This is a genomic window from Micromonospora sp. RHAY321 (genome assembly GCF_023896955.1).
Classification (GTDB): Bacteria; Actinomycetota; Actinomycetes; order Mycobacteriales; family Micromonosporaceae; genus Micromonospora.
Genome location: NZ_JAMHIW010000007.1, coordinates 149,602 through 168,257, shown reverse-complemented (window position 1 = coordinate 168,257; position 18,656 = coordinate 149,602). Strand labels below are relative to the sequence as shown.

12 protein-coding genes are annotated in these 18,656 nt (G+C 70.5%); 8 read left to right on the top strand and 4 right to left on the bottom strand.

What is annotated here, in order from left to right; all coding sequences use genetic code 11:
* Positions 1–103 precede the first annotated feature (103 nt).
* The 4 genes from M8C17_RS17850 to M8C17_RS17835 all read left to right on the top strand — a co-directional run bounded on the left by M8C17_RS17850 (position 104) and on the right by M8C17_RS17835 (position 4,499).
* Entirely contained in the window at positions 104–1,120 is a 1,017-nt protein-coding gene (locus tag M8C17_RS17850; RefSeq protein ID WP_252417626.1) for a LacI family DNA-binding transcriptional regulator, read from the top strand.
* A gap of 88 nt (positions 1,121–1,208) precedes the next feature.
* Positions 1,209–1,949: an N-acetyltransferase gene (locus M8C17_RS17845; RefSeq protein WP_252417625.1), complete on the top strand. Its 741-nt coding sequence runs from the start codon at positions 1,209–1,211 to the stop codon at positions 1,947–1,949.
* A gap of 193 nt (positions 1,950–2,142) precedes the next feature.
* Entirely contained in the window at positions 2,143–2,937 is a 795-nt protein-coding gene (locus tag M8C17_RS17840; protein ID WP_252417624.1) for a trypsin-like serine protease, read from the top strand.
* Between the two features lie 131 nt (positions 2,938–3,068).
* On the top strand, positions 3,069–4,499 hold the full coding sequence (locus tag M8C17_RS17835; RefSeq protein WP_252417623.1) for an NAD(P)/FAD-dependent oxidoreductase: 1,431 nt from the start codon (positions 3,069–3,071) through the stop codon (positions 4,497–4,499).
* A 14-nt stretch (positions 4,500–4,513) separates the two neighbouring features.
* Here M8C17_RS17835 and M8C17_RS17830 read toward each other — a convergent pair whose 3' ends face one another.
* Positions 4,514–5,932: a WGR domain-containing protein gene (locus M8C17_RS17830; protein WP_252417622.1), complete on the bottom strand. Its 1,419-nt coding sequence runs from the start codon at positions 5,930–5,932 to the stop codon at positions 4,514–4,516.
* A 160-nt stretch (positions 5,933–6,092) separates the two neighbouring features.
* On the opposite strand from M8C17_RS17830, the gene M8C17_RS17825 reads away from it, so the two are divergent.
* The 3 genes from M8C17_RS17825 (at position 6,093) to M8C17_RS17815 (ending at position 9,434) form a co-directional block, all read left to right on the top strand.
* Entirely contained in the window at positions 6,093–7,208 is a 1,116-nt protein-coding gene (locus M8C17_RS17825) for a hypothetical protein (protein WP_252417621.1), read from the top strand.
* 143 nt (positions 7,209–7,351) lie between these two features.
* The gene (locus M8C17_RS17820) at positions 7,352–7,570 is read left to right on the top strand and encodes a hypothetical protein (RefSeq protein ID WP_252417620.1); all 219 of its coding nucleotides are present in this window, start codon (positions 7,352–7,354) and stop codon (positions 7,568–7,570) included.
* A complete protein-coding gene (locus M8C17_RS17815) occupies positions 7,560–9,434 on the top strand; it encodes an HEXXH motif domain-containing protein (RefSeq protein ID WP_252417619.1) in 1,875 nt (624 codons plus the stop codon). The genes M8C17_RS17820 and M8C17_RS17815 overlap by 11 nt, the downstream gene beginning before the upstream one ends.
* A 24-nt stretch (positions 9,435–9,458) precedes the next feature.
* Here the strand turns inward: M8C17_RS17815 and fxsT are convergent, their stop codons facing one another.
* The 3 genes from fxsT to M8C17_RS17800 form a co-directional block, all read right to left on the bottom strand.
* Complete coding sequence (gene fxsT / locus M8C17_RS17810; RefSeq protein ID WP_252417618.1) at positions 9,459–13,388, bottom strand: FxSxx-COOH system tetratricopeptide repeat protein; 3,930 nt, start codon at positions 13,386–13,388, stop codon at positions 9,459–9,461.
* A gap of 73 nt (positions 13,389–13,461) precedes the next feature.
* On the bottom strand, positions 13,462–14,871 hold the full coding sequence (locus tag M8C17_RS17805; protein ID WP_252417617.1) for a hypothetical protein: 1,410 nt from the start codon (positions 14,869–14,871) through the stop codon (positions 13,462–13,464).
* A 135-nt stretch (positions 14,872–15,006) separates the two neighbouring features.
* Positions 15,007–15,441, bottom strand: a complete 435-nt coding sequence (locus M8C17_RS17800; RefSeq protein ID WP_252417616.1) for a hypothetical protein — start codon at positions 15,439–15,441, stop codon at positions 15,007–15,009.
* Positions 15,442–15,728: 287 nt separating this feature from the next.
* Between M8C17_RS17800 and M8C17_RS17795 the strand changes: the two genes are divergently transcribed.
* Positions 15,729–18,599: a glycosyl hydrolase gene (locus tag M8C17_RS17795; RefSeq protein ID WP_252417615.1), complete on the top strand. Its 2,871-nt coding sequence runs from the start codon at positions 15,729–15,731 to the stop codon at positions 18,597–18,599.
* Positions 18,600–18,656: the final 57 nt, after the last annotated feature.

Below are 18,656 nucleotides of genomic sequence, written 5' to 3'. Positions count from 1 at the left end.
TTGACATCCATCACCACCCGTATAACGTTATAGAGGTACGGCGGACGTCCCGTCAATCCTTGTTCATCAATGTCTGCGCCGGGGCGCCCGGAAGGGTCGGTGGATGGGCGTCAGCCTGAAGGACATCGCCGAGCGGGCCGGCGTCTCGCTGGCCACGGTCTCCAACGTCGTGAACGGGTACCGGCCGGTGGGGGAGCGGACGCGGCAGCGGGTGCAGCAGGCGATCGACGAACTCGGGTACACCCCCAACCTGGGCGCCCGGCATCTCCGCAGGGGCCGTACCGGCCTGATCGCCCTGGCCATCCCGGAGCTGAACAACCCCTACTTCGCCGAACTGGCCGAGATCGCCATCCGGGAGGCCGCCGGGCTCGGCTACACGCTGGTCATGGAGAACACCGCCGCGGACCGCGAGGCGGAGTTGCTGCTCCTCGACGGCTCCCATCGGCACACCATCGACGGCCTGATCTTCAGTCCGGTGCGGATCGGCCGGGACGAAGTGCTGGCCCGCAGCGCCGACACCCCGCTCGTACTGATCGGTGAGGGTGTCTACGACGTGCCGCACGACCACATCGCCATCGACAACGTCGCCGCGAGTCACGCGGCGATCCAGCACCTGGTGGCGATCGGCCGCCGCCGGATCGCGTTCATCGGAGCGGCGCCCGGAGCCGACAGGCAGTCGGCGCACCTGCGCATGCGCGGCTACCGGGAGGCCCTGGCCGCGGCCGGCCTGCCGTTCCGCCCGCAGTTGGTGGCCCGGACCGACGAGTTCGGCCGGCTCGACGGCAGGAGAGCGATGCGCGACCTGCTCGCTCTCGGCGAACCCCCGGACGCGGTGTTCGGCTACAACGACCTGATCGGCATCGGCGCGCTCCGGGCGTTGGCGGAGGCCGGTTGTCGGGTGCCGGAGGACGTGGCGGTGATCGGCATCGACGACATCGAGGAGGGACGCTTCAGCACGCCGACCCTCACCACGATCGCCCCGGACAAGGAGGAGATCGGTCGTCTCGCCGTGCGCCGCCTCGTCGCCCGGATCGAGGGCGCCGAGGTCGCGGCACCGCTGACCGTGCAGACGCCGTTCCGCCTCGTCCGTCGGGAGAGCACCGGCACGCCGGGCGCGTGACGACCAGGAGGTTCCCCCGGCCGGCGGAGGGAAGAGGGGGGAGGAAACCCGGGTGCCACCGCCGGAGCGATCCGCTATCGTCCGGCAGATGGATCTTGAGTTCGTGACGGTCGCACAGCGACCCGAACTGGCGCCACTGCTCGACGACTTCGACGGCGCCTGGCCGGAGTTCATGACCTGTGATCCGATGGCATCGCTGTACTACGCGCTCGCCGACAAGCTGTACCCGGAGTTCGTGCTCCTCGCCGTCGACCCCGGTGAGCCGGACCGGGCGGTGGCGCGGGCCTACAGCGTTCCGCTGTCCTGGACGGAGGAACGGCTGCCGCCCGGGGGATGGGACCGGATCGTGCAGCGGGCGACGATCAACCGCCTCGCCGGTACGCCGACGAACATCGTCTCCGCGTTGGAGATCTGCATCCGTCCCGAGGCCCGCGGCCTGGGCCTGTCCGCCAGGATGCTCGACGCGATGCGCGACAACACCCGCAGGCTCGGCTACGGCACGCTGGTCGCGCCGGTACGCCCCAGCGCCAAGCACGAGGTTCCCGACGAACCGATGGACCGGTACGCCTTCCGTGTCCGCGACGACGGCCTGCCGGTCGACCCGTGGCTGCGTACGCACGTACGTGCCGGCGGGGAGATCGAGTCGGTGGCCCCCCGGTCGATGACCATCCCGGGCACGCTGCGGGAGTGGCGAAGCTGGACCGGTCTGCCGTTCGACCGCACCGGCCCGGTGCACGTGCCGGGTGCGCTCGTCCCGGTCTGGTGCGACGTCGAGCATGACCACGGCGTCTACGTCGAACCGAACGTGTGGGTTCGCCACCAGCTCTGAGCTGCGCTCCTCTCTGTCCGGTCGCAGGTTGTCGGCAGACGCCCAGCGGATCGCCGGACCGTTGCCGGAATCCATAGCGCCGGAAGTAGGACCCAGAGAGGATGTCCTCCGCAATCCATTGATCTCAATATGATGGCCGCAATCTCGAATCAGGTGCGCTCACGAGGCGTGCCTTCCTGATGCGGAGGAATGCATGGTTCGCTGGCGTACCCTCACTGGCCTGTTGGCCGCCGCCCTGGTCGCGGTGACCGCGGGCAGCCTGGCTCTCGCGGCTCCGGCCGCCGCGGCCGACGACCCCATGACGCCGAACGTCGTCGGTGGCACCCGCGCCGCCCAGGGCGAGTTCCCGTTCATGGTGCGGCTCTCGATGGGGTGCGGCGGGGCCCTGTACAGCGCCCGGCTGGTGCTCACCGCGGCGCACTGCGTCGGTGCCACCGGCACCAACACCAGCATCACCGCGACGCTCGGGACGGTCGACCTCCAGTCGTCGAGCCGCATCACCGTCCGGTCGAACTACGTCTACCGGGCTCCCGGCTACAACGGCAGCGGCCGGGACTGGGCCCTGATCCGGCTGGCCACCCCCGTCACCGGGCTGAGCACCCTGAAGATCGCCAACACGACCGCCTACGACAGTGGCACCTTCACCGTCGCGGGCTGGGGTGCCGCCCGCGAGGGTGGCGCGCAGCAGCGGTACCTGCTGAAGGCGACCGTCCCGTTCGTCAGCGACTCCACCTGCAACTCCTACTACGGCGGCGAAATCATCCCCGCCGAGGAGATCTGCGCCGGCTACGCCAGCGGCGGTGTGGACACCTGCCAGGGCGACTCGGGTGGCCCGATGTTCCGCCGCGACGCCAACAACGCCTGGATCCAGGTCGGCATCGTCAGCTGGGGCAACGGCTGCGCCCGACCCAACTACCCGGGTGTTTACACCCAGGTCAGCTACTTCGCCTCGACGATCGCCTCAGCCGCCGCCAGCCTCGGCGGCTGACCGTACGACCGAGCGGGCGGCCCGGCCGGCGACGGCCCGGGCCGCCCGTGTGCGTTCTGGGCAATGACTGCGGTGGATCTGGTGGCTACGGTCGTGGGTGAGGTTTCCCGACCACCCCGAGGAGCGATCGCATGCCACCCTCCCCGTCCCGGATCTTCGCGGAGATAGCGACAGCCGACAGGCCGGCCGAGACCACAGTGGTCATGCGGCGTGCGGTCGTGCTCGGTGGCAGCATCGCCGGGTTGATGGCGGCCCGGGTGCTCAGCGACCACGCCGAAGAGGTGCTGATCATCGAGCGGGACCCGTCCGAGGCGGATGGCGATCCGCGGCCCGGTGTGCCGCAGGGCAGCCAGGTGCACGCGTTGCTGCCGGCCGGTCAGGTCCAGTTGGAGCGCTGGTTTCCCGGCATCGTCGACGAGGCGCTCGCGCTCGGCGCCCCGCCTCCGCCGAGGGACGAGGGCGCCGCGAAGATCTTCGTGAACGGGGTGCTGGGGCTGCCACCGGCGCCCTCCGGCAGCGGACCGGCGCTGATCACCACGCGACCGTTCCTGGAGGCGCTGGTCCGGCGGCGGACCCTCGCCGTCGACACCATCCGGATGGTGTACGGCCGGGCCGACGGCCTGGTCTTCACCGACGGCCGCGTGACCGGCGCCCGGTACGTGCCCGACGGCGGCACGGAGCCGGTCGCCGAACCGGCCGACCTGGTGGTCGACGCGATGGGGCGGTCGAGCCGGCTGAGCGACTGGCTGGCGGACAACGGGTGGCCGCGCCCGCCCATGCAGCGGATGCCGATCAAGCTGAACTACGCGACCGCGCTCTACAAGCAGGACGAGAAGGTCAGCGACGCCTGGGTGGTGGTCTACCACACCATGGCCGGCAAGGGCCGTACCGCGCGGATCGGTGGGATCAACTCCGTCGAGGGGGACCGCTGGATCATGTTGGTGGCCGGCTACGACGAGGACCGGCCCAGCCGCGACGTCGCCGACTTCACCGCCCGCTGCCGTGAGCACTATCCGCCGATGTTCGGCGACATCGCCGAGCACGGGCAGATGATCGGCGGGGTGGTCACGTACCACCAGGCCGACAGTCGACGCCGGGACTTCCACCGGCTCGACCGGATGCCCGCCGGTCTGGTCGCCGCCGGGGACGCGGTCGCCTCCTTCAACCCGGTGTACGGCCAGGGCATGACCTCCGCGACGCTGCACGCCTCCTGCCTGTCCGCGTACCTCCGGTCGGACCCGAAGCTGGACGAGCCGGCGCGGGGCTACTTCGACCAGGTCGCAGTCGTCGTCGACGCCGCCTGGCGTATCTCCACCTCCGCCGACATCGAACTCCCACACGTCGACGGCCCGTACCCGCCCGGCTACAAGGTCACGAAGTGGTTCGGTGACCTGCTTTTCCGGGCCTCGCTGACGGATCCGGTGCTCAGCGCCCGGCTGAACCGGGTCACCACCATGCTCGACCACCCGGCGACGCTGAGCCACCCCGGCACCCTGCTCCGGGCCCTCCGGCTGGGCCTGTTCCGGAGGCGCTCCGCCACCGCCTCCACGGACAGCCCCTAGCTGCGAAGGGCCCCTCAGCGCAGCCGGCGGATGTCGCCGTACGCCCGGTAGAACCCACCGCGGCCGGACTCGCGGACCTCCGTCACCAGGTAGCGGGCACCCGGCTCCCGGATGCCCTTGGGGAACTGCACGGACCAGTCCCGTCGGTAGCCGTCGGAGAGCACCTGGACCCGCAGCCGCCCCCGGTCGTCCAGGCACTGCACCACCACGCCCGCGCCGGCGTCGCTGGTCACCTCGACCAGCATCGGCTCCACGGTGCGGGGTGCCTGGCGGGGCGCCTTGACGTCCAGCACCTCCGGCACGTCCCCGACCTGGGCCGCCCGGATCGCCGGCTCGCTGGCGTCGATGCACGCCAGGTGGCCGCCGGTGGTGACGACGTAGAGCCGACCGTCGCGGTACTGCATGGAGTACGCCGAGCCGCAACCGGTGCCGAGCTTCCACAGCCGGGTGCCCGCCGCGTCAAAGCAGTAGATCGAGGACTGGCTGTCACCGGCGAAGACGTACCGGCCGCCCTCGGCCGTGGCGCACGAGAAGACCGGGGCGTCGCACCGGTAGCTGCGCTCGACCCGACCGTCCTTCGCCAGCCGCACCACCTCGCGGGTGCCCGTGCCGGCGAACACGCTGCCCGGCTCCTGCCATCCGAAGAGCACCGAGCCGGTCCTGGTGTGCCAGAGTTCGCGGCCGGTACGCCAGTCGTAGCCGGTCACGCCCTGCGAATGGCCGTGGTAGAGCGCGTCGGTGTCGCACCGCACCATCCAGGCGGAGCGCCCCCGCCCCGGGCGGCGCCAGAGGAACTCGTCCTCGTGGTCGATGGCGGCGATCCCACCGTCGGCGTCCGAGACGCCCAGAACGCCGTCGTGAATGTCCAGCCAGTAGATGTCGATCTCCGGCGCGATCGCGTACGCCACCCGGGGCATCTTGCCGGAGAGGTCGTAGACGTTGCCGTCGTCGCAGCCGGCGTAGATCCAGGCGTCGTCGGCGACGATGCATTTCACGCCGTCGGGGAGGCGGACCTGGCTGCGCACCTGGGCGTCGTGGCCGAGGGTGGTGATCACCCCGTGCTCGTTGCCCACCATGCAGTGCTGCCCGTCGACGAAGATGCCGAAGGCGGGGGCACCGGAGTCGTAGCGCCACAGCACCGGTGCGGTGTGGGCGGTCGAGCGGGTGCTGACGATCTGGCGGCGGGAGACGGTGCGCTTCTGTCGAACCCCGGGGACGGCCGGGGCGTACCCCTTGCGGACCTTCTCCCCGATCTTCTTCGCTGCGGCGGCACGGGCGCGGGCGTTGTCCGGATAGGCGCTCGCCTTGGTCTGCCCCTGGTCGCCGATCCGGCCGTAGCGCACGGTCAGCGTGGCGTCCTCGACAACGACCTCGTAGAACTTGTGCGCACCGTCCACTTCGGACAGTTCGAGGTAGGTCGTCTCCTGGGACATGGGGGCCTCCGAGGGGGTCAGCGACCGGCCCGACGTGGCCGGCGCGGCGACAGTGCCCACACGCTAACCGTCGCCTCCGACAAGATCGGTTGCCGCTGGCGCCGCCTGCGCCGCTGCCTGGTGCCTTGCCAGCGCACCTCCGGAACGGGATGGTGACCGGATGCCGCACGATCCCCGCGATGCCCACGTCGTCATCGTCGGCATCGACCGCTACGAGGCGGGGAGCGAGTGGAGCCTGGTCGGGCCGGTCGACGACGCCGTCCGGTTCGCCACCAGGTTCGTGGCGCGGGGGGTGCCACCGGAGCAGATGACCGTGCTGCTGGCGCCCGACCCCGGTTCGGACGTCGTCCCGCCGGGCGTCGTCGTGCGGCCCGCCGACCGCGGGACCGTACGGGACGTGCTGCTGCGCGAGCTGCCCACCCGACGCGGATCCACCCTCTACGTGATCTGGGGTGGCCACGGCTACGTCGACACCGGTCGTCATCGGCGGCTCTACTACTCCGACGCCACCGCCACCGATGCCGGCGCCCTCGACCTCGATTCCATGCTCGTGACGTTCGCCTCCGACCTCGTCCCGGCGTTCAACCGACAGTTGTGGATCGTCGACGCCTGCCAGGTGCGCGAGCGCCCCGAGGCGGGGCGCTCGACCGGCAACGAGACTTTCCCCAGCGGAGTCCCCGTCGAAGGCCGGACGCAGGACGTGGTGTTCGCCGCTGGTCTCGGTCAGGCCGCTGCCAACCTGCGGGTCCGACGTACCGGCCTGTTCAGCCGGGAGATCCTGCGACTGGTCGAGTCCGGCGACACGGACTGGCTCGGGGACCCGGGTCGGTTGGTGACCACGCTACGAGAGCGGTTCGCCGAGTTGCGGGCGAGTGGTCTCACCGGGCAGACGCCGACGTACCTCTGGTACCGCAACGGGCTGGGCGACGAGGGTCTCGTTCTCGGCAGGCCCGAGGCGGGGCCGCCGGTGCGGGTGGCTGCCGCGTCACCGTCACCCACCGTGATGGCCCCTCTCGTGGACGCGTTGCTGGAGATACCCGAGTTCCGGCGGCCCGCCGAGCGTGAGGAGATCCTGTCCCTCCTGCGCGGCCAGGTGTACGCGGCGATCCGGCGGCACAACGGGGCACGGCTCGACACCATCAGCGTCGTACGGACCTGTCTGCGGTATCCGGGCGCACTGTCCGAACTCGTCGAGGCGGTCCGCTTCTTCGCCACCGACGACGCGGCGATGGCCGGCGTCGAGACCGGGGCCGCCCGGCTGGTGCCGTACACGTGATCGCGCGCCGCCGGCACCCCGCACCGCAGACTGGCACGGAATCCGGGTTGTCGTACCCGTTGCTCCATGTGACGCTTTCGTTGCGCTGCAAACATGAGAGATGATGGTTTTATCGACTGTCATCGTCGGAAGGGTTGCCGTACATGGAGGAAGGCCTCGCTGATATCGAGTCTGAGTTGCTCGATCTGTCAACGGTCGACGTCGCGTCCCTGCGATCCGTCGACCTCACCGGCATGACTGCGGCGATCTCGCGGGTGCGCGCGATCATTGCCGATACGGGGGGCAGCATCAGCGGCTACAACGGCTCCTCCCCGAGCCGGAGGCGGCCCACCGGGCCGGATTCGGAGGAACATGGCGTCTGATCCCGTGCCGTTAGGGCCGACGTACCTCGAACCCGAGCACTTTCACGCCCTGGCGTCCGGTGGGGGAGCCGAACGGACCGTCGAGGCGCTCTGGAGGTCCGAGCGCAGTTGGCGGCTGATCGTGCTGCGGGTCCTCCTGGACAGCTGCGCCACCCGGCCCGATGCCGCCGGTCCGCTCGCGCCCGTCGCTGACGCCTGGCAGCTTCTGGTCCAGGCGCACGGTGCCGCTCCGGACGTCACCGAAGACGTCCTGGCCCGGCCACAGGTCGGCATCTGGGCCGCGCACACCCTGCGTCGGCTGCGAGACGACTCCGACCTTCTCGTGCCGTTGTGGCTGGACGTCGGATACCTGCACGCGTTGGCCGCGGCGAGCGCTGTCCGCGCGGGCCTCTCCTTCGACCTCGACATCCCGGTGCGCGACGGCGCGGCGGTGCTACCCACCGTGGGCTCCGCCTCGATCGCGTCGGCCGTCCCGGTCGTCCGCGTGCGGGCCCGGGACGGACAGGTCGACCTGGTGACCGGCGGACGGACCGTCCGGTGCGTGGCCGGTGATCCGGACTGGCATGAGCCGATCATCGTCGAGGCCGCTGCGGACGGCGTCGGCCTCCGGGTCGAACTGCTCGATCGTGACGTGTACCGGGACCTGCGAGGCCCCTCGTCGCCCCAGCCGCTGTCGGCACCCGAGATCGCCCGCTGGCGTGCGTGTCTCGCGCAGGCCTGGGAGCTGCTGGTCAGCGAGCAGCGCGGCACGGCCCTGGCGATCGCCGGGATCCTGCGGACCGTGGCACCGCTGCCACGCCGGGACCGGTTCCGCCAACTGTCCGCGTCCGGAGCCGAGGCCTTCGGCGGCGTCCTGCTCTCCGAGCCGGACGACGCGGCACAGTTGGCCGTGACCCTGGTGCACGAGTCGCAGCACCACAAGCTCGGCGCGTTGTCTCACCTGCTCGCCCTCTCCGAGAGCGGCGGCCCGATCCGCTACTACGCCCCGTGGCGCGACGACCCCAGGCCACTTGCCGGCGTCCTTCAGGGCGCGTACGCGTTCGCCGGCATCACCCGGTTCTGGCGGGTTCACCGACACCACGCGCCGCCCACCGACCGCCCCGCCGCGGACTTCGAGTTCGCGCTGTGGCGGCGGCAGACCCTCGGCGTCCTGCGGCTCATGGCGGCGTCCGGCCGCTTGACCACGCACGGCCAGCGGTTCGTCGAGACGCTGCACGCGGAACTGGAGACGTGTCAGGAAGACGCGGTGCCTGTCGCCGCGCTCGATGCGGCGCACGCCGTCGCCCTCGATCACCGCGCAATGTGGCGGGGCCACAACGTGTGCCTCGACCCGGCCGACCGGGATGCGCTGGCGGTGGCCTGGCAGCGCCGCGACCCGGCAGCGGAGGCTGTCCTCGCCATCGACGGCCGGAAGGTGCTGGTGGCGCCTCCGGAGGGTCTGCTCGACGCGAGGGCTGTGCTGCGCAGATACCTGCTGGTCGACCCGGACGAGTTTGGTCGACTGTGCGCCTCGCCCGAGGAGGTGGGCGCCAGGGTCGCGGGCGCCACCCCGGCCGACCTCACACTGGTGGCCGGCGACGTGGAGCGGGCGCGTGCCGGCTACCTCGGTGAACTGAGACAGGACCCGTCGAGCGTGCACGGCTGGGTGGGTCTCGGCCTCACCCAGATCGACCGTCCCGCCGACCCGGCGACCCGCGCCCTGCTGTGCCGTCCGGAACTCGTCCTGGCCGTCGTCCACGGGCTCCGGTCGCGGGGCCACGCAACGGTGGCGCTGGATCCCATCGAGCTGGCCGACTGGGTCGGCCGCGGCGTGCCGGACCAGGAACTCGACACGTTCGACCCGGCGGGCTGGCTGGCTGTGTGACCCGCCGGGTCGGACGTGGTGCCGCTACAACGGAAGCGGGTCGATGTCGCAGTTGGCCCGTACGCCGGCACCGATCGCCGCGACGGCCGGGTGTCGTACGCCGAGGGTCTGCCGCAGTTGCTCGAGGCCCTTGTCGAACAGCATGCCCGCCTCCGCCTCCCGTCCCAGGCCCCGAAGGTCCATGGCGAGGTTGAGAGCACACACGAGCGTGGTGGGGTGGCTGCTGCCGAGGACCTGACGGCAGGTCGCGAGGGTGGCCAGGTCGAGGGCGTGAGCCTCCTCGTAGTCGCCGAGCTCGTAGTGATCGCTCGCCAGGTTGATCCGGGAAGCCATCACCAGGGCATGCGACTCGCCGAGCCGGTTGGTCAGCCGTTGCAGCGCCGTCTGGTCGAGCTCCCGGGCCTGTTCGCACTCGCCCAGCAGCCGAAGTGTCACCGCCAGGTCCACCTGAGCGCCCGCGGTGTGCGGGTGCTGCTCGCCGTACAGCCGGCGCAGACCCTCCACCGCGACCTCCGCAGCCTCCCGCGCGGCACGTAGGTCGCCCGTCAGCCGCTGGTCGATGGAGAACGTCAGCGTGGCGAGCACGGTGTCCGGGTGGCTGTCGCCGTAGCGGGTACGGAAGCGGCGGAGCACGTCGCTGGACAGGTCCAGGGCGTCGTGGTGGTGACCGGCCTTGCGCCGGAAGCTCGCCAGCATGTGGCTCTGCCGGAGAAGATCCGGGTGGTCGTCGTACTTCAGCATCCGACGGGCCGTCGCGACGACGTTCTCCTGGTTGGCGTGCGCCGCGACGTAGTCACCGAGTTCACGGCGGTCGAGGTTGATGCCGCCGAAGGTGCTGAGGCTGTCGGGGTGGTCGGTGCCGTAGATCTGCACCAGCCGCTGATAGGTCTGTTCGTCGAGTTGGAGAGCTCGCCCGAAGAGGCCGGACAGTCGCATGCTCACCGCGAGGTTGTGTGCGGCGCGCAGAGTGAACGGCTCCTCCTCGCCGAAGTTCTGCTTGGCCCGCTCGTAGACGATGAGCGAGCGATCCAGCGCACCGGTGAAGTCACCGGCGACCCGGTGGTCGGCGGCCACGGCACCGGTGGCGTCCAGGGTCTCCTCCTGGTCGTCGCCGCGGGTCTGCCGGTACAACTCCAGCGTCCGGGCGTTGAGTGCTGCCGCGGCGGCGTAGTCACCGACGACGAAGTGCATGAAACCAAGCCAGCTCGCCATCCGGAGGCTGTCCGGGTCGGCGCCGTCGGCGGTGGAGGTCCAGGCCGTCCACGCCCGCTGCGAGAGGTCACGGGCACCGAGGTGGTCACCCCACCGCCACAGGTACTTCGCCTCGTTCAGCACCATGTCCCGCACGAGTTCGTTGGAGCACCGCTCGGCCTCCGAGGCGATGATGTGCGGATACAACTCGGCGTACCGCGGCCAGTGGTCGGCGTCGTCCGGCTGGTCGGGGTCGTTGCCGGCGAGCAGCAGGTGGGCACCGTGGCGCATCGCCTCCCGATCGTCCGGGTCCATCTGGTTGATCAACACGCGCTGGACGAGACGGTGCATCTGGAACGAGTTCGTCCGGTGGTCGATCCTGGCCAGCGACAGTCGACCGATCGTACGGATCGCCCGGTTGAGGCGGATCGGGTTGCGGACGAGGGGATCCAGGTCGGGGTGGATGCGAAGTGCGCGCGGCTTCGACAGCAGCACCTTGCCGATCGGTTCGGGAGCGAAGTACGAACACACCTGCAACAGCCGTAGTGCCGAGCTGTCCTGGTCACGTAGCCAGTTGAGAGACACGTTCCACGCGGCCGCGACGAGGGCGGGGTAATCCTGCGTCGCCGTACCGTCGTCGAGCACCGGGCGGCTGGCGTCCAGGAGTTCGAGGTACTCGTCGGCGGGCATCCTCGTCTCGGCGCGCCAGGCCGCCGCCTGTTCGATGGCCAACGGAAGGTCGCCCAGGGCCGCGGCGAGCCGGTCGGCGTCGTTGACGGCCAGGTCCGGGCCTCGACGGCGGAGCAGTTCGATGCTCTCCTGCCGGTCGAAGACGTCGACCGGAAGGCTGCTCGCGATCTCGCGCCACGCACCATTGCGCGAGGTGACCACGATGCTCCCCGGGCCGCCCGTCGGGAAGAACCGCTCGACGTCGTCCGGGTCCTCGGCGTTGTCGAAGATCAGCAACCAGTTCGTGTGCGGACGGCCGATTCGCAGCGCCTCCAGCACCGCCGGCACGGCCGTGTTGGCCGTCGACGGCACCGGCAGGTTCAAGCGCACCGCCAGCTCCACCAGCGCGGACTGGATCTGGGCCGGGCGTTCGGCCGGGATCCACCAGATGAGGTCGAAGTCCTGCTGATGGAGATAGACGTACTCGATGACGAGCTGGGACTTGCCGACCCCGCCGGCGCCGTGCACCGCCTCCGGCAGGACGGCGGTGGTGCCGGCGCGCAGGCGCTGGTGCAGGGAGTCGAGCAGATCGCGCCGGCCGGTGAAGTTCGTGTTCCGCAGCGGAAGGTTGCCGACGATCGCCGGTGCCTGTCCGTCGAGTCGATGCGCGGTCTCCAGGTCGTGGATCCGCAGCGTGCCGGGGATGACGTCCGAATCGGTGGCCAATGTGTCAGGCGTGGTGGTGCCGAACGAGACCCCCGGGCCCGGCGATTTCACTCTGTCAGACATTCCGGACTCCATGGTCCTGTGAGCGGTAACGGAAGATGGCGGCACGACTCGACGTACCTGCCGTGGAATGGGCGACCCGAGTGCCTGGCCGAGCCGCGTGGCCGCGCCAAGGTTCGGCCCGCCCAGTGAGAGGTGAACAGCCAACTCGACCCGCAGGTACGGCTCGGCGGCCGGAGTGACGCGCCCGAACGACGCGTTCCGCGGATCTTTGATGCGAAGTGTCAGATTGCGCACGGCCTCGACGTCGTGCGCGAGTTCGTATTCCACGACGTGCTGGACCTCGATGGTGCGGTCGCGGTACCCGAGCGTGAGGAGACGCTCGCGGACGCCGTGGACGAACTCGTACCTGATGCGGGTGTCACTCGTGGTCGCGCCCCCGTGCAGGACGGGGCGCACCAGGTCGCTCGTCAGCACCTCGGTCAACTGCGCCGGCCCCGACCGGACCACCGTCTTGAGCAGGGCGCGCACCACCCGGGCGTTGAGCGGAGCGGCCGCCAGCCGGGTCGCCAGCGTGAACGACGCGGGTGACACGGTGGCCCGGAATCGGGCGACAAGATCGTGGGCGCTGAGCGAGTGCCTCAACCGGGAAGCGGTCGAGCCGTCCGGCGGCAGGAGCAGCGCGGGCAGCCGCACGTCGTCCGGCGCGGGGTCGGCCAGCAGCCGGCTCCACCGGTGCAGCCAGTCAGTGCCGCGCTCGATGACCGGTACCGCCGTCAACAGGGCGTCGTTCTGCTCGCCCGGCGGGCGCAGGTCCAGACCGCTCACCCGCCACGACCACCCAGTGGTCGTCGCACCGGAGCCGCCCGGGCTCCAGGCCACCTCGGTCGTCTCCATCCGTCGTTCGCGCCAGTGCTGCTGGGGCAGCACGTTGACGACGGCGACCATCATGCGGGCCGCCCAGGAGGCGAGGACGGGTTGGACGAGCCCGCCGAGCCAGGCTTCGGAACCACCGTGGGTCAACAGGAAGACGACGCGCTGCCCGGCCGGGTCGACCAGATCCGCGGGTGCGGCGGGGTCACCGTCCGGCCCGCCGGTCACCCAGAGCCTGCCATCGCCGACCCCCATCCGCCTGACGTCGACCGAACGGAAGACGCTCTGGGCGCGCAGCACCGCCACGAAGGTGGATATCTCGTCGGCCCAGAACTCCATCACCGGGTCGTCGTCGACGACCACGACGAGTTCCCGGCTGTGGCCCGTGGGCCTGAGCGGCGACCCGTCGGCCTGTCGGCCGGGGGCGGAGGTCAGCGGCGTCGACTGGCTCATCAGCGACCCGAACCGGGCCACGGTGGCCGGATGCCACGGCACCCGCCGGCAGTGCTTACGTCCAGCCGGCGCGTACGCCAGCCGGCGCTTCCCGTCGTCGCGTGGCCGTTGCCGCTCATGCAGGGACCTTTCGCCTGTCGCCGTCGGCGTGGACCGCCCCCACTGGCTGCCGGTCCGGATCGTCGAACAAGAGCACGAAGCCGTGCCCGATGTGCTGGTCGAGCCCCTTGGGGTCCTCACTCCACGCCTGCTGCCGCAATTGCGCGGCACGGTTCGGAAGTTCCGTCACCTCGGAGCCCGACGCGTGGTCGCCAAGCATCGACGAAACAGTCTTACATAGATCCACTGTGGATGAAGATCCACGGTGCCACACGATCGCCGGGACGCCGGAGCGCAACCCGACGAGCAATTGCCGCTCGCCGACGCTGTCGGAGGTCGGGGTCTCGCTGAGCACCAGCGCCACGACGGCGGTCTCGCGTTTGAGAATCGCCTCGAGCTGAACGTCGGCATGCTGCTGCGCCGCGCAGTGGACCAGCTTTCGCTCGCCGACGCGGTCGGCCAGACCTCGCCAACGACTCCGCCAGACCCGGTGCCACTGACTGGCGCGGAGGCGCTCGAGGCTCCTGATCACCAGGGGATACTCCGTGGTCAGGGGACTCGGCATCGGTGAATCGAGTTCCTTGCGCCAGGTGTCGACCGGTTCGTTGATCAGCTGCCAGGGCAGGACGAACTCGATCGTCACCGCCCCGGCGAGCTTCGCCCAGCGGCGCTCGGTCTCGTTGACGACCTGGTCGACGGCCGCCTCGAGCTCCCCGTACGGGACGTGTCGGTCCTCGCCGCGGATCGGTTGCCACACCGGAGACGCCCACTGATACCAGTGCGACATGATGTAGGTGTCGTCGTCGCCGCCGTACTTCTCGAACTGGATCACCAGGTAGGCGGTGCCGGTGGGAGACGGAGGGCTCGGCGTGGAAGCCACGACCTGATCCGTCATTCCCCAGTCCTTGGCGAGCTGCGCGGTGAGATGGTTCATCCGGGACAGCGACGCCTGCGGTACGGCCGGCGCGATCCTGTCGAGCAGTGAGAGCCAGGGTGGCACCGCGCCGTGCGAGTTCGCCGACGCGAGATGGGCGAAGAGATGCCAGGCGGTCTCGCACCACGGCGGTGCGGGGGTCGCGCGGGCCTCCGTGACGAACCGTCGCAGCTCCGCGGTCGCCTCAAGGGTGGACAACAGGCTGCGGAGCCAGGAGATGTCGTAGTCGGCGAGGAGTTCCACCGCCTGCCACTCGTCGGCCAGTAGCAGGAGCGCGATGGTCTGTGTGCTGCCCGGCTCGAGCAGCTCCAGGCATTCGGCGAGGCAGCGCAGGCCACCTGGCCGGTCCACGCACACCGTCACCAGATCGACGATCTGGGGTCGCAGCACGACCAGCTCCCGGTAACCCAGCGCGCCGCCCAGCGCATGCCCCAGCTCCTGAAGCAGCAACTGTCGGCTGTTGGGGTCGCGGACCACCGCCGACGCCTCCATGACGGTGGCGATCTGCCCGACGAGTCGGCGACGTTCCTCCGCTATGGACGGCGGATGGCGCCGCGGGGCCTCACGCACGAGCCCCAACTGATCGCTCGCCGGCGCGACTCCGAGGTGACGCTGTGGCCGGCGTCATCAGGACGGCTCCGAGCTGAAAGGGTCGAGCTTCTCCAGCGCCTCCACGACGTCGGCCGCTTCTCCGGTCACCTCGGCACGCCGCCGTTGGGTGCCGTCGTCGAAGACCGCGACCACCCTGACCTGTCCGCCACGACGACGGAGCAGCGACTGTAGGGCGTACCAGCCGGCGGACGATCCGATTCCCACGCCGATCTGGACCAGGGCGTCGGTCACCAGCCCTCGGGACGAGACGAAGTCGCATTCGGCGGCGGGATGCCAGGTGTCGGCCGACAGCCCCGCGGTCTGCAGATGCTGAATCAGGTCCGGGATGGACTCGTCGTAGATCGGTACGCCGTCGTCGTCGGCGAGCGGCAGGAAGGTCACGTCGGCGCCGGGTCGGGGGCCGGGATCGCGGTGGCTGTCCGTGGCGACAATCGAGACCTTTGGTGACATGCGCCAATGGTATTGGTGGCGGCGGCGGCCATGGCATCCCCGAAGTGTCGCCAACTTGACAGATCGGGGTGGCGTCCACAGTGGGCCTCGCCTGGCGGCCGCCTCTCCGCTGGACGGTTGTTCGAATCGCGACATCAGTGTGGAACCCCCTGGAAACATTGACGAAGGTCTCGGTGCTCGATTACCGTGCCGATCGAGAGAGCGCTCTCTCACCTAACCTTCTCCTCAATTACGACGAAACGCGTCGGGGCCGGCCAGCCGGCGTTCTGGCGCGCGATGGAGGCACCATGAAACCTCCCGTCCCACACCGTCGATGGGCACTGGCCGCCACCACCGCCCTGGCCGTGGCCGTCAGCGGCCTCACGATCGCCGTCACCCGCCCGGCGGAGGCCGCCCCCGTCGGCGCCGGCAGCTACACCACCACCCCCGTCGGTGCGCTTCCCAGCGGCTGTGGCCAGATGTCGAGCAACCCCCGGCAGTTCGCCACCGCCAACGCTCCGGCCGGTGCGATACCCACCAACGACTGGTGGTCCTCACTGCTGTGGAAGCGCACCGACTGCTCCTTCAGCGAGCCCCTGCACGCCCATCCGATCTCGTACGACACCTTCGGTGACGGCCTCGGCTTCTCCGCCAACTCCACCCCCGCCATCAGCGGCACCTCGACCGGCGTCGGGGAGTACCACTACCCGTACGTCCAGGACATCCGGGTCGGTGTGGCCGGGCTCGCCGCGCCACAGGTCAAGGTCGACGGCTGGACCGACTGGACGGTCAGCCCGCACTGGAGCGACGGGGCGCGGACGATGCGCGCCACCATCGGTCACGGCCTGCCCTTCGCGTACTTCCAGACCACCGGCGGCGACGCGGTGATCAGCACGAGCGGCACCGCCGACGTCTGGTCCAACAGCGGCGCCACCATCGGCTTCCGGGTCAACGGCCACGACTACGTCGCGTACGCGCCCAGCGGCGCCAGCTGGACGGCCGGCGCCGGCCGCATCTCCTCCACCCTGGCCGGTCGGGGCTACTTCTCCGTCGCCCTCCTGCCGCCGACCGCGACCACGGCGGAGCGCGCCGAGCTGGCCGCGACCTACGGCCGGTACGCGCACGCCCACGTCACCGGCACCCGGGTCTCGTACGCCTACGACCCCGCGACCAGCGGCCTGACCACCACGTACGCGTTCACCACGACCGCCCGGGAGGGGACCGCCACGCAGACCGTGGTGAGTCTCTACCCGCACCAGTGGAAGTCGCTGACCGGCTCCACCCCGATCACCCCGACGTACCCGTCGGCGCGTGGCCGGATGAAGGCGCTCACCGGCGTCAACCAGTTCCGCACCTCCATGAAGTTCCAGGGCGTCCTGCCGGAACTGCCGGCCGTCGGCGACGGCAGCGGCGCCGATCTGGCGACGCTCAACGGCCACCTGGCCGCCGCTCGGGCGAACCCGATGGACCAGCGCGGCGCCGACACGTACTGGACGGGCAAGGGACTCGGCCGGGCGGCCCGACTCGCCGAGGTGGCCGACCTGGTCAACGACACCGCGACGCGGGACAGCGCGCTGAACGCGATCCGCGCCACGCTCACCGACTGGTTCACGGCGTCGACCGGCAAGACCTCGAAGGTCTTCTACTACAACGCCAACTGGGGCACGCTGATCGGCTACCCGGCGTCGTACGGCTCCGACCAGGAACTCAACGACCACCACTTCCACTACGGCTACTACATCGCGGCCGCCGCGACGCTGGCCAAGTTCGACCCGGCCTGGGCCGCCAAGAGCCGCTACGGCGGCATGGTGGACCTGCTGATCCGGGACGCCAACAACTACCGCCGCGACGACACCCAGTTCCCCTACCTGCGCGACTTCGACATCTACGCCGGGCACGACTGGGCGTCCGGGCACGGCTCGTTCGGGTCCGGCAACAACCAGGAGTCCTCGTCGGAGGGGATGAACTTCGCCAACGCCCTGATCCAGTGGGGTCAGGTGACCGGTGACACCGCCGTCCGGGACGCCGGCATCTTCCTCTACACCACCCAGGCCGCGGCCATCCAGGAGTACTGGTTCGACTCCAGCGACCAGAACTTCCCCGCCGCCTTCGGGCACTCGACGGTCGGCATGGTCTGGGGTGACGGCGGCGCGTACGCCACCTGGTTCAGCGGCGAGCCGGAGATGATCCAGGGCATCAACCTGCTGCCGATCACCGGTGGCCACCTCTACCTGGGCAACAACCCGGCGTACGTGCGGACCAACTACGCCGAACTGGTCCGCAACAACGGCGGGCAGCCGACGGTGTGGCAGGACATCCTCTGGCAGTTCCAGGCCCTCGGCGACGCCCCCGCGGCGCTGGCGAACCTCCGCGCGAACCCCGGTTACACACCCGAGGAGGGGGAGAGCCGCGCACACACCTTCCACTGGATCCGCAACCTCGCGGCGCTGGGCACCGTCGACACGACGGTGACCGCCAACCACCCGCTGACGGCGGTCTTCTCACGCAACGGGGCCCGCACCTACGTGGCGTCGAACCCGACCGCGACGCCGGTCACGGTGACCTTCTCCAACGGCACCACGCTCAATGTGGCAGCCGGACGGACGGCCACCACCGGTGCGTACACCTGGAGTGGCGGCAACGCCTCGGGCGGTGTACCGCCCACCGACCCGCCGCCCACCGACCCGCCGCCGACGGATCCGCCCCCGAACCCGGGCACCCCGACGCGGTACCTGCTGCCCGGGGGAGGGCTGGGCGCCGCCGGCGGCGCGGCCACGACCACGGTCGCGGCGGCCAACGGAAACCACGACGGTACGCCGACCAACCCGCAGGTCTTCACGGCGACCGGCCTGAACCTCGCCTACTCCGGCGGACAGACCGCGTTCGACCTGTTCCTGGATGCCGGCACGGCAGTCGGCAACGGGGTGCAGGTGCGGGTCTCCTACGACCTGACCGGCAACGGCAGTTGGGAGAGGGTGGAGACCTCGCGCTACTTCGCCACCGACCCGGTTCCCGGCTATGAGCACTACACGCAGAACACCGGCCTGGCCTCGGCCACCGGCACGTTGGGTGCGCTGAGCAACGGCACGGTCCGTGTCGAGGTCTGGTCGGCGATCGGCAACAACCCGAGCACCCTGGGCATCGGCAACCAGTCGGTGCTGCGGCTCCCGTACTCCTGACCCACCACCGCGACGCCGCCGCCGGTCGAGACGAGGCCGGCGGCGGCGTCGCGGCGT